General features: G+C 58.2%; 9 protein-coding genes and 4 tRNA genes. All 13 read right to left on the reverse strand.

Going from position 1 to position 11,738, the window contains the following annotated elements; all coding sequences use genetic code 11:
* Positions 1–65: 65 nt before the first annotated feature.
* The 13 genes from rpoB to PO883_RS01490 all read right to left on the reverse strand — a co-directional run bounded on the left by rpoB (position 66) and on the right by PO883_RS01490 (position 11,738).
* Positions 66–4,172: a DNA-directed RNA polymerase subunit beta gene (gene rpoB / locus PO883_RS01430; RefSeq protein WP_289308182.1), complete on the reverse strand. Its 4,107-nt coding sequence runs from the start codon at positions 4,170–4,172 to the stop codon at positions 66–68.
* 254 nt (positions 4,173–4,426) lie between these two features.
* Positions 4,427–4,798, reverse strand: coding sequence for a 50S ribosomal protein L7/L12 (gene rplL / locus PO883_RS01435; protein WP_289308183.1), 372 nt, complete (start codon positions 4,796–4,798; stop codon positions 4,427–4,429).
* A 108-nt stretch (positions 4,799–4,906) separates the two neighbouring features.
* A complete protein-coding gene (gene rplJ, locus PO883_RS01440; protein WP_166880643.1) occupies positions 4,907–5,449 on the reverse strand; it encodes a 50S ribosomal protein L10 in 543 nt (180 codons plus the stop codon).
* 277 nt (positions 5,450–5,726) lie between these two features.
* Positions 5,727–6,422, reverse strand: coding sequence for a 50S ribosomal protein L1 (gene rplA, locus PO883_RS01445; RefSeq protein WP_054265746.1), 696 nt, complete (start codon positions 6,420–6,422; stop codon positions 5,727–5,729).
* The gene (gene rplK / locus PO883_RS01450) at positions 6,422–6,853 is read right to left on the reverse strand and encodes a 50S ribosomal protein L11 (protein WP_054265745.1); all 432 of its coding nucleotides are present in this window, start codon (positions 6,851–6,853) and stop codon (positions 6,422–6,424) included. The genes rplA and rplK overlap by 1 nt, the downstream gene beginning before the upstream one ends.
* Before the next feature lie 136 nt (positions 6,854–6,989).
* Positions 6,990–7,649, reverse strand: coding sequence for a transcription termination/antitermination protein NusG (nusG, locus tag PO883_RS01455; RefSeq protein ID WP_289308184.1), 660 nt, complete (start codon positions 7,647–7,649; stop codon positions 6,990–6,992).
* Position 7,650: 1 nt separating this feature from the next.
* Complete coding sequence (gene secE / locus PO883_RS01460; protein WP_289308185.1) at positions 7,651–8,037, reverse strand: preprotein translocase subunit SecE; 387 nt, start codon at positions 8,035–8,037, stop codon at positions 7,651–7,653.
* A gap of 34 nt (positions 8,038–8,071) precedes the next feature.
* Positions 8,072–8,147: transfer RNA gene (locus tag PO883_RS01465), tRNA-Trp, on the reverse strand.
* 108 nt (positions 8,148–8,255) lie between these two features.
* Complete coding sequence (gene tuf, locus PO883_RS01470) at positions 8,256–9,461, reverse strand: elongation factor Tu (RefSeq protein WP_054265742.1); 1,206 nt, start codon at positions 9,459–9,461, stop codon at positions 8,256–8,258.
* Positions 9,462–9,555: 94 nt separating this feature from the next.
* Positions 9,556–9,630: transfer RNA gene (locus PO883_RS01475), tRNA-Thr, on the reverse strand.
* A 58-nt stretch (positions 9,631–9,688) separates the two neighbouring features.
* Positions 9,689–9,762 (reverse strand) — tRNA-Gly (locus PO883_RS01480).
* Between the two features lie 41 nt (positions 9,763–9,803).
* Positions 9,804–9,888: transfer RNA gene (locus PO883_RS01485), tRNA-Tyr, on the reverse strand.
* Between the two features lie 293 nt (positions 9,889–10,181).
* Positions 10,182–11,738, reverse strand: coding sequence for an HDOD domain-containing protein (locus PO883_RS01490; RefSeq protein WP_289308186.1), 1,557 nt, complete (start codon positions 11,736–11,738; stop codon positions 10,182–10,184).

Genomic DNA, 11,738 nt, shown 5'->3' on the forward strand with positions numbered 1-11,738 from the left:
CCGTCGCCCCCGGACCAAGGGCCGGGGATGACGGGCGCTGGCGGGGACGACGGGCGCCGGCGGTCTTAGTTACGTTCCAGGTCGATATCGATACCCAGCGAACGAATCTCTTTCACCAGCACGTTGAACGATTCCGGCATACCCGCGTCGATCACATGGTCGCCTTTGACCAGGTTTTCGTACACTTTGGTACGGCCGTTCACGTCATCCGACTTGACGGTCAGCATTTCTTGCAGCACATACGATGCGCCGTATGCTTCCAGTGCCCAGACTTCCATCTCACCGAAACGCTGGCCACCGAACTGGGCTTTACCGCCCAGTGGCTGCTGCGTCACCAGCGAGTAAGGACCGGTCGAACGCGCGTGCATCTTGTCGTCGACCAAGTGGTGCAGCTTCAGTACGTGCATGTAGCCAACAGTTACCTTGCGCTCGAACGCTTCGCCGGTGCGGCCGTCGTACATCGTGACCTGGTTCTTCGACGGTGTCATGCCGAGTTTGGTCGCGATATGGTCAGGATACGCCAGGTCCAGCATGCGATGGATTTCCGTCTCGTGCGCACCGTCGAACACGGGCGTCGCGAATGGCACGCCGTTCTTCAGGTTTTGCGACAAGGTCATGATCTCGTCGTCGCTGAAGTTGTCCAGGTCTTCCGTCTTGCCGGTTTCGTTGTAGATCAGGTTCAGGAACTTGCGCATGTCCTGGACCTTGGCTTGCGCTTTCAGCATTTCGCCGATGCGCAGGCCCAGGCCCTTGGCTGCCCAACCCAAGTGGGTTTCCAGAATCTGACCGACGTTCATCCGTGACGGCACGCCCAGCGGGTTCAGCACGATGTCGGCCGGGGTACCGTCCGCCATGTACGGCATGTCTTCGACTGGCACGATACGGGAAACCACACCCTTGTTACCGTGACGGCCGGCCATCTTGTCGCCCGACTGCAGGCGGCGCTTGACGGCCAGGTAGACCTTGACCATCTTTTGCACGCCAGGTTGCAGCTCATCACCCTGGGTCAACTTCTTGCGCTTCTCTTCGAAGGCCAGGTCGAACTGGTGACGCTTCTCGGCGATCGATTCCTTGATCGCTTCGAGGGCGGTGGCGGCATCGTCGTCAGCTGGACGGATATCGAACCAGTGGTACTTGTCGAGGTCGTCGAGGTACTCTTTGGTGATCTTCACGCCCTTGGCCAGCTTTTTAGGGCCGCCATTGACTACTTTGCCAATCAGCATTTTTTCCAGACGCTGGAAGGCATCGCCTTCCACAATACGCATCTGGTCGTTCAGGTCGAGGCGGAAACGCTTCAGCTCATCATCGATGATCTGCTGGGCGCGCTTGTCGCGGACGATACCTTCACGGGTAAACACTTGGACGTCGATCACGGTACCGACCATGCCCGAAGGCACGCGCAGCGAGGTGTCTTTGACGTCCGACGCCTTTTCGCCGAAAATCGCGCGCAGCAGCTTCTCTTCCGGGGTCAGCTGGGTTTCGCCTTTTGGCGTCACTTTACCGACCAGGGTGTCGCCCGCTTGCACTTCAGCACCGATGTAGACGATGCCGGACTCATCCAGACGAGCCAGCTGGTTTTCCGCCAGGTTCGAGATGTCGCGCGTAATTTCTTCAGCGCCCAGCTTGGTATCGCGTGCAACTACCGACAACTCTTCGATGTGAATCGAGGTGTAGCGGTCGTCTTTCACGACGTTTTCCGAGATCAGGATCGAATCCTCGAAGTTCAGACCGTTCCATGGCATAAATGCCACCAGCATATTCTGACCCAGAGCCAGTTCGCCCAGGTCGGTCGAGGCGCCATCGGCGATCACGTCGCGCTTGGCGACACGGTCGCCGACTTGCACGATCGGACGCTGGTTGATGTTGGTGTTCTGGTTGGAACGGGTGTACTTGATCAGGTTGTAGATGTCCACACCGACTTCGCCCGCCAGTGCTTCGTCGTCGTTGACGCGAATCACCACACGGCCTGCATCGATGTAATCGACCACGCCGCCACGCAGCGCTTGCACGGTGGTGCCGGAGTCGACTGCCACGGTGCGTTCGATACCGGTACCGACGAAGGCTTTTTCAGGGCGCAGGCAAGGAACGGCCTGGCGCTGCATGTTGGCACCCATCAATGCGCGGTTCGCATCATCGTGTTCGAGGAACGGAATCAGCGAGGCGGCGACCGAGACGATCTGGCCAGGAGCCACGTCCATGTACTGGATGCGCTCTGGCGAGACCAGGATCGTTTCGCCGGCTTCACGTGCGGACACCAGTTCATCCGACAAGGTGCCTTCGGACGAGATGGTCGCATTCGCCTGGGCGATGATGTAGCGGCCTTCTTCGATCGCGGACAGATAGTCGATCTTGTCGGTGACCATGCTGTTTTCGACCTTGCGGTACGGCGTCTCGAGGAAGCCGTATTCGTTCAGGCGGGCAAACAGCGCCAGCGAGTTGATCAGACCAATGTTCGGGCCCTCTGGCGTTTCGATCGGGCACACGCGGCCATAGTGGGTCGGGTGCACGTCGCGCACTTCGAAGCCGGCGCGTTCGCGGGTCAGACCACCAGGTCCGAGCGCGGAAACGCGGCGCTTGTGGGTGATTTCCGACAGCGGGTTGGTCTGGTCCATGAACTGCGACAGCTGGGACGAACCGAAGAACTCGCGAATCGCGGCCGAAATCGGCTTCGAGTTGATCAGGTCGTGCGGCATCAGGTTGTCCGCTTCGGCCTGGCCGAGGCGTTCCTTGACGGCGCGCTCGACGCGCACCAGGCCGGCACGGAATTGATTCTCCGCCAGTTCGCCGACGCAACGTACGCGACGGTTACCCAGGTGATCGATATCGTCGACTTCGCCGCGGCCATTGCGCAGTTCCACCAGGATCTTGATCACAGCCAGCACGTCGTCGTTCGACAGGGTCATCATGCCGGTCAGTTCATCGCGGCCGATGCGGCGGTTGAACTTCATGCGGCCGACGGCCGACAGGTCGTAGCGCTCAGGGCTGTAGAACAGGCCGTTGAACAGCGCTTCGACCGAATCTTCGGTTGGCGGCTCGCCTGGACGCATCATGCGGTAGATCGCCACTTTCGCAGCCATCTGGTCGGCGGTGTCGTCGATACGCAGGGTTTGCGAGATGTAGCCACCCTGGTCGAGGTCATTCGTGTACAGGGTCTGGATTTCGCTGATGTGGGCTTCGCGCAGGCGGCCGAGCACGTCTTCGGTCAACTCGTCGTTGGCCGAGGCGACCACTTCGCCGGTGTCGGCGTCGACGATGTTCTTGGCCAGCACACGGCCGAGCAGGTAGTCTTCAGGCACGGAAATGTGCTTGATGCCGGCTGCTTCGATATCGCGCACGTGCTTGGCGTTGATACGCTTGTCTTTCAGCACCAGTGCTTTACCGGATTTGTCCACGATATCGAAACGCGCGACTTCGCCACGCAGGCGTTCGGCGACGAATTCCATCTCGGCGCCTTCGGAGCGCAGGTTGAAATTATCGAATACGAAGAAGTTCGCCAGGATCTGTTCGTGCGACATCCCGATGGCCTTCAGCAGGATCGTCACAGGCATCTTGCGGCGGCGGTCGACGCGGAAGAACAGGATGTCCTTCGGATCGAACTCGAAGTCCAGCCACGAGCCGCGGTAAGGAATGATCCGTGCCGAGAACAACAGCTTGCCCGACGAGTGGGTCTTGCCGCGGTCGTGTTCGAAGAACACGCCAGGCGAACGGTGCAGCTGCGAGACGATCACGCGCTCGGTACCGTTGATGACGAACGAGCCGGTGGTCGTCATGAGCGGCAATTCGCCCATGTAAACTTCTTGCTCTTTCATTTCCTTAACCACAGGCTTGGTCGGCGATTCTTTATCCAGAATCACCAGACGCACCTTGGCGCGCAGCGGCGACGCGAACGTCAGGCCACGCTGTTGGCATTCCTTGACGTCGAAGGCCGGGTCACCCAGGACATACGACAGGAATTCGAGACGCGCAAAACCATTGTGCGACACGATAGGGAAAATCGAGGTGAAAGCCGACTGCAGGCCGTCGTTCTTGCGGGTCGACGGGATGGTATCCGCTTGCAAGAAATTCTCGTAGGATTCAAGCTGTGTAGCCAGAAGGAAGGGAACGTTGTGAACGTTGGCGCGCTTCGCGAATGACTTGCGAATGCGTTTCTTCTCAGTAAATGAGTAGTGCATGGACACTCCGTGAGTGACAGAAAGGATGAGAATTCAGGAATTTCCAGGGCCGGGCGCGCACTAGAAAGGCCTCAAGTCTCGAACTTTTTGCCAGGTGATAAGAAGATAATACGAATGCTACCGGGTACTGCTTAAGCATTACTTATACGACAGGGACGACAAAAGAGCCAAAGCCGCATCCTCCCCCTTTCGGGAGAGGACCGCAAGCTTTGACTCCGGCGCAGAACTGAACGCCAAATAAGGCTTTGTTGCTATTACTTGATTTCGGCTTTCGCGCCAGCTTCTTCCAGCTTTTTCTTGCCGGCTTCAGCGTCAGCTTTCGAGATCGCTTCTTTAACCGTTTTTGGTGCGCCATCGACCAGGTCTTTAGCTTCTTTCAAGCCCAGGCCGGTGATTTCGCGAACTGCTTTAATAACGCCAACTTTGTTCGCGCCGAAATCAGCCAGGATCAGGTTGAATTCGGTCTGCTCTTCAACAGCAACTGCTGGACCGCCAACTGCCGGGCCGCTAGCAACAGCAGCTGCCGATACGCCGAATTTTTCTTCGAATGCCTTGACCAGGTCGTTCAGGTCCATTACGGACATTTCGCCAACTGCTGCCAGGATGTCGTCTTTGCTGATTGCCATTTGAAACTCCATTTATTTTGTGGAGGACAGAGCCGCTTTGCAGCGATGTCCTCTAATACGTTGTATAGATTGGTATTGACTAAAAAAAGCGCAAGTAATCGCGGACGATTACGCTGCTGCTGGGGCTTCTTCTGCTGCTGCAGTTTCTTCTGCAGGAGCGGCGCCTTCGCCTTTTTTCGCTGCCAGGGCAGCCAGACCACGTGCAAAGCTCGACACCGGCGTCAGCATCAGACCCAGGATCTGGGAGATGAGGACTTCACGGCTAGGAATGCTTGCCAACGCGACAACAGCTGCTTTATCCAGCTGCTTGCCTGCGTAGTTACCTGCGGTAATAACCAGTTTGTCGTTGGTTTTAGCAAAGTCAGCGATGACTTTAGCTGCAGCAACGGCATCATCCGAGATCGAGTAGATCAGCGGACCGACCATCGAGTCGGCCAGGTTAGCAAACTGCGTACCTTCAACGGATTTGCGAGCCAGCGTGTTCTTCAGAACACGCAGGTACACACCCTGGGTACGCGCTTTGGCACGAAGTTGCGTCAAGTGACCAACCTGGATGCCACGATATTCGGCCACGACGATGGTTTGCGCAGTTGCTACTTTTGCGGAAACTTCGGCGACGACGGCCTTTTTGTCATTCAGATTGAGACCCACGGTCAACCTCCTAAAATGATGCGCGGCAAATGCCTTGCATCGGTTCGAACAACGGCGTCCGACGTTTAGAAGTACAACTGAGCGGATGAATTCACGCAGCGGGACTAACAAAACTTGCTCGGGTGCACCATCTGCGTTGGGTGATCTATTAACCTCCAGCCTGCCTGCTGCCTTCAGCCCAACGGTCTTTGATTGTCTGCCCGGGCTTGCGCCCGGACATCCCAAAGAGTCGCCACGGTTTGCACCGTGGACTTAATTTTGTACTTGAAGCCGAAACTTAAGCAGCCAGGGAACCCTGGTCGACGCGAACGCCGGCGCCCATGGTCGACGACAGGGCTACCTTGCGCAGGTAAACACCTTTCGACGAGGCTGGCTTAGCCTTGTTCAGTGCATCGATCAGCGCAACCAGGTTGGCTTTCAGGTCAGCGTCAGCGAACGATTTACGGCCGATCGTTGCGTGGATGATACCTGCCTTGTCGGTACGGTACTGAACCTGGCCGGCTTTCGCGTTTTTCACGGCGGTAGCGACGTCAGGAGTAACAGTGCCGACTTTCGGGTTAGGCATCAGGCCGCGTGGTCCCAGGATCTGGCCCAGGGTACCAACGATACGCATGGTATCTGGCGAAGCGATGACGATATCGAAAGGCATGTTGCCGGCTTTAACCATCTCAGCCAGGTCTTCCATACCAACGATGTCGGCGCCGGCAGCTTTTGCCTGCTCGGCTTTTTCGCCGGTTGCAAATACTGCAACGCGAACGGTCTTGCCGGTGCCTGCTGGCAGAACGACGGAGCCGCGCACGACTTGATCCGACTTCTTGGGATCCACGCCCAGCTGAACCGATACGTCGATCGATTCGTTGAACTTGGCGGTGGCGAATTCTTTCACCAGAGCGACTGCATTGTCGAAGCCGTAGGACTTGTTACGGTCGACTTTGGCTTTGATTGCTTTAACGCGTTTGGACAGCTTAGCCATTACAGACCCTCCACCGTGATGCCGATCGAACGAGCGGAACCGGCGATGATGCGCACTGCGGCATCCATGTCGGCAGCGGTCAGATCCGGCTGTTTGATTTTAGCGATTTCTTCAGCTTGAGCGCGGGTCAGCTTGCCTACCTTGGTGGTATGTGGCGTTGGCGAACCTTTGGTGATGCCGGCGAATTTCTTGATCAGGTAAGTCGCTGGAGGGGTCTTCATCACGAAAGTGAAGGACTTGTCCGCGAACGCCGTGATCACGACGGGAATTGGCATACCTGGCTCTTGACCCTGGGTCTGGGCGTTGAACGCCTTGCAGAATTCCATGATGTTCAGGCCGCGCTGACCCAGTGCTGGGCCGATCGGTGGGGATGGGTTTGCTTTACCAGCTGGCACTTGCAGCTTGATAAAACCAATGATTTTCTTTGCCATGATGGCTCCTATCTTGGATTGAGTAGTAGCGCCCCGCCGGTACAATCATGGCAGGGCTCCTCTTACCGGATTTCGCTAAACGACCGCGGCGCTCCGATTAGGCGCTCGTCGCCCCCGCGAAGGCGGGAGCGACGGATTAGACTTTTTCGACCTGGCCGAACTCGAGTTCGACTGGCGTTGCACGACCGAAGATGGTAACCGAGACGCGCACTTTGGATTTCTCGTAATTGACTTCTTCGACGTTGCCGTTGAAGTCGGTGAACGGACCATCCTTGATACGCACTTGCTCGCCCACTTCGTACAGCACTTTCGGGCGTGGCTTCTCGATGCCTTCTTGCATCTGCTGCATGATCTTGTCGATTTCGCGCGCGGGAATCGGCGTCGGCTTGTTCGACTTACCGCCAATAAAGCCGGTGACCTTGCTGGTGTTCTTGACCAAGTGCCAGGTTTCGTCCGTCATTTCCATTTCAACCAGCACATAGCCTGGGAAGAAACGACGTTCGGTGACCGACTTCTGGCCATTCTTGACTTCAACTACTTCTTCGACCGGCACCAGGATGCGGCCGAACTGATCTTGCATACCAGCGCGCTCGACGCGCTCGGTCAGTGCACGCATGACACTTTTTTCCATGCCGGAATAAGCATGCACAACGTACCAGCGCTTATTGCTAACTGGCACGCTCAGTGCTGCGCCAGCGTCTTGTGCCGGAGCGTCTACGCCCGGCACCAAAGCGTCGGCCGCCGGAGCGTCAACCGCTGGTTCGCCGGCCGCATCATCTTGCACATTTTCGCTCATGTTATTTCCAACCCAGGATCACGTCGTACAACAAAAATTCAAGCATCTTGTCCGTGCCCCACAGGAACAGCGCCATGACGGTAACAAACGCAAACACGATACCCGTGATCTGCATAGCTTCTTTGGGAGCGGGCCAAACGACTTTCTTGCTCTCGCGCACAGACTCTTTGGCGAAATTCAAGAAATCACGACCACTGGAAGAGGTCCACAAAAGCAGGACGGCAAAAACTAAACCAGCCGCGAGTGCGGCACCGCACATCCAAGCTGGTTTACTTTGGCCCTTCAGGTAAAAGAACCCGATCACCCCTGCAATCGCGGCAACCACTGCCAGCGCGACTTTCAACTTGTCGTTCGACGTGCTGACGGTTTGCACGGATTGATTAGACATACGTTTTTACTTTCGGTGCCCTGCACCAGAACGGTGGCAGGGACGGAGGGCATCGAACCCCCAACCTTCGGTTTTGGAGACCGACGCTCTGCCAATTGAGCTACGTCCCTACGTAAAACTTCAGTGGAATCAGCAATTATACCATCGTCCGGCCGCTGATGGCAAGCTGCTGATTTCGGCGGAGCGCCGGACGGAGAGTCCGGGCTCGCCCTAACTAATTACTTACCAGCGACTTCGCTGAGAATCTTTGCAACAACACCTGCGCCAACGGTACGGCCACCTTCGCGGATGGCGAAACGCAGGCCTTCTTCCATCGCGATCGGGTTGATCAGCTTGACGGTGATCGACACGTTATCGCCTGGCATAACCATTTCTTTGTCCGCTGGCAACTCGATCGAACCAGTCACGTCCGTCGTACGGAAGTAGAACTGTGGACGATAGTTGTTGAAGAACGGGGTGTGACGGCCGCCTTCGTCTTTCGACAGGACATAGATCTCGCCGGTGAAGTGATTGTGCGGCTTGATCGAGTTCGGCTTGGCCAGAACCTGACCACGCTGTACGTCTTCACGCTTGGTGCCGCGCAGCAGCAGACCGACGTTATCGCCAGCTTGACCCTGGTCCAGCAGCTTGCGGAACATTTCCACGCCGGTGCAAGTGGTCTTGACGGTGTCGGAGATGCCGACGATTTCGATTTCTTCGCCAACTTTAACAACACCGCGCTCGATACGGCCGGTCACAACGGTGCCGCGACCCGAGATCGAGAACACGTCTTCCACAGGCATCAGGAAGGCGCCGTCGATTGCGCGCTCTGGCGTTGGGATGTAGGTGTCGAGTGCGTCGGCCAAAGCCATGATCGCCACTTCGCCCATTTCGCCGGTATTGCCTTCGAGGGCCATACGTGCCGAACCCTTGATGATTGGCAGGTCGTCGCCTGGGAACTCGTATTTCGACAAGAGCTCACGGACTTCCATTTCAACCAGTTCCAGCAGTTCTGCGTCGTCGACCAGGTCGCACTTGTTCAGGAACACGATGATGTAAGGAACGCCAACCTGGCGTGCCAGCAGGATGTGCTCGCGGGTCTGTGGCATTGGGCCGTCAGCTGCGGAGCAAACCAGGATCGCGCCGTCCATCTGTGCTGCGCCGGTGATCATGTTCTTGATGTAATCGGCGTGGCCTGGGCAGTCAACGTGAGCGTAGTGGCGGTTAGCCGTTTCGTACTCGACGTGAGCGGTGTTGATGGTGATGCCGCGCGCTTTTTCTTCTGGTGCTGCATCGATCTGGTCGTATGCTTTTGCTTCGCCGCCGAATTTCTTCGACAGAACGGTTGCGATAGCTGCCGTCAGGGTGGTCTTGCCGTGATCAACGTGTCCGATGGTACCGACGTTGACGTGCGGCTTGGTCCGTTCGAATTTACCTTTTGCCATTTTAGACTCCTAACGATTTTGAGTGTGACCAGGCACGCGCCTGACTAACTATTGAATACTGCGACTGTTGCGTATGCCGTGAAGCATTGAATTCTGGTGCCCTTTACGTGGATTGAACACGTGGCCTCTCCCTTACCAAGGGAGTGCTCTACCACTGAGCTAAAAGGGCGATTATGTATTACGATTTTGCGATCTTGCTGCCACCGATCGCGCATTGCATGAAGCACTGGAGCGGGTGAAGGGAATCGAACCCTCGTCGTAAGCTTGGAAGGCTTCTGCTCTACCATTGAGCTACACCCGCGAGTTACTACTTCACCGACTACAACATCTTCTGCAACAACTTGGTGGAGGGGGCTGGATTCGAACCAGCGTACTCATAGAGAACAGATTTACAGTCTGTCGCCTTTAACCACTCGGCCACCCCTCCGCGAGGAACCGCAGAGTATGAAGCAAGATCAACATGCTGTCAATTATATTTGCAGGGTGCTTTCTGCTATCTCACTGACGTCTTGCTTCGGGGCGTGATTGTAACGGGAAGAAGTCGGGATGTGCAAGGGCTGGACGAAAAAATGTGAAATCTTTTTTTGGATGCCTGTGGAGTGACCCCGATAACTTGTGATCCGTCATTCCTGCCATTGGCAGAAATGACGGTCTTGCGGTTTGAGGGGGGGGAGCCTCCGACCGTAGCGGCACCCAGGCTTGCGTATTGACGCTTGATTACTACGGCGCCAGCGCCAGCAGCACCTGCCCTTTCAAGGCCTTGATCAGGGCCGTTTCGTCGGGCGGCACGCCCTCCGGCGCGAGCTCGGCGCGGTCGGCATAGAACAGGCCCACCTGCACCTTGCTCACCACCAGCGGCAGCACGATGAAGCTCTTGGCGTCCGGCAGCAGGGCCCGGTGCCAGCCCGGCAGCAGGTCGCGGATCTTCTGGCTGGTGGCGTCCGCGATCATCAGGTCGGCATCGTTTTCCATGGCCAGGTGAAACAGGTCGCGCGCCGCGCCCATGGGAAAGGCAAAGCCGGCCTGGCGCCGCGCATGGTCTTCGCCAAACGCCAGGCGCGCCCGGTACTGGCCGCTACGCGCATCCTTCAGGCAGACCGTGGCGAAACGGAATCCCATGCTCTTGTACAAGGTTTCCAGCACCGCCAGGATGACATCGTTGACCTTGGCGTCGCCCGCGGCGCGCATCTGCGTCACATCCTGCACCCCGGCCAGCAGCAGCGCGCGCGCATTGTGCGGCTTGCCGCTCGGATGGGACCCGCCCGCCGCGTCCCCGCCGGCGTCCATGGTGGCCAGCAGCAGCACATTCGGCAGCCCGCCACCGTCCGCCGTTTCCTCGTCGCGCGGCTGCGGCTCCATGTTCATGCTGCGCATCAGCGTCGTCATTTCATTCTGGACCGTCTCGAACAAGGCCTTCATCTGGTCGGCGGTCAGGTTCAGCGCCACGCCGTAGCGCAGCTGCAGTGCCTGGAATTCCTTGCTCTCGGCCGGACTGGCGGAGCGCCCCAGCAGGAGCGAGACCTCCATCGAGAACGAGGCCACCTGGCGCATCCACTCGCCACGGTTGATGGCCACCTTCTGCGCCCCCGCCTGCAGCGGGCTGAGCGAGCGGACGATCACGTCCGGAATCTTCCACTCCGCCATCACCGCCTGCGACAGCGCGTCGTAGCTCGCTCCCAGGATCATTTGCGAGGCCTGGCCCACGCTGTGGGTGCCGCCCTTGACCAGCGCGTTGATCTCGCGGTAGCGGTCGTGCTCGTGCGAGGCCACCAGCAGCGGCCCCAGGTTCTTGAACAGCGCCCCGATCGAGGCTTCCTCGGCGCCCTGGTAAAAGCTGTGGCGCGCCATTTCGCGCCCCACCAGGCTGGCGCACAGGGCCGCTTCGAGCTCGATCCGCACGCTGGTGGCGTGGGCGCTGTTGGACAGGGCATCGACCAGCAGCATCGCCAGCGCCGTGGTGCGCACATTGTCGAAGCCGAGCAGCGAGATGGCGCGCGAGATGGTGGTCACCGTGGTGCCCGACTTGGTGCGGTAGGTCGGCGTGTTCGACAGGCGCAGGATGCGCTGGGTCAGGGCCACGTCCGACAGCACGTAATAGGCCAGGTCGTGCGTGCCCTCGTCGTCGGACGACGCCATCTCGACCACGCGCGCCACCGAGGCGCCCAGCGCGAACATGTCTTCGTCGCCGCACACCTTGTGGATCAGGGAGGCGCGCACGCGCCGGGTATCGCCATCGGCGTGGGAAGGAGAAGCGGAAGGAGGAGAAGCGCTGGACAT

Origin of the sequence: Massilia sp. DJPM01, assembly GCF_030348125.1 — a bacterium.
In the GTDB taxonomy this organism is placed as follows: domain Bacteria; phylum Pseudomonadota; class Gammaproteobacteria; order Burkholderiales; family Burkholderiaceae_D; genus Telluria_A; species Telluria_A frigida.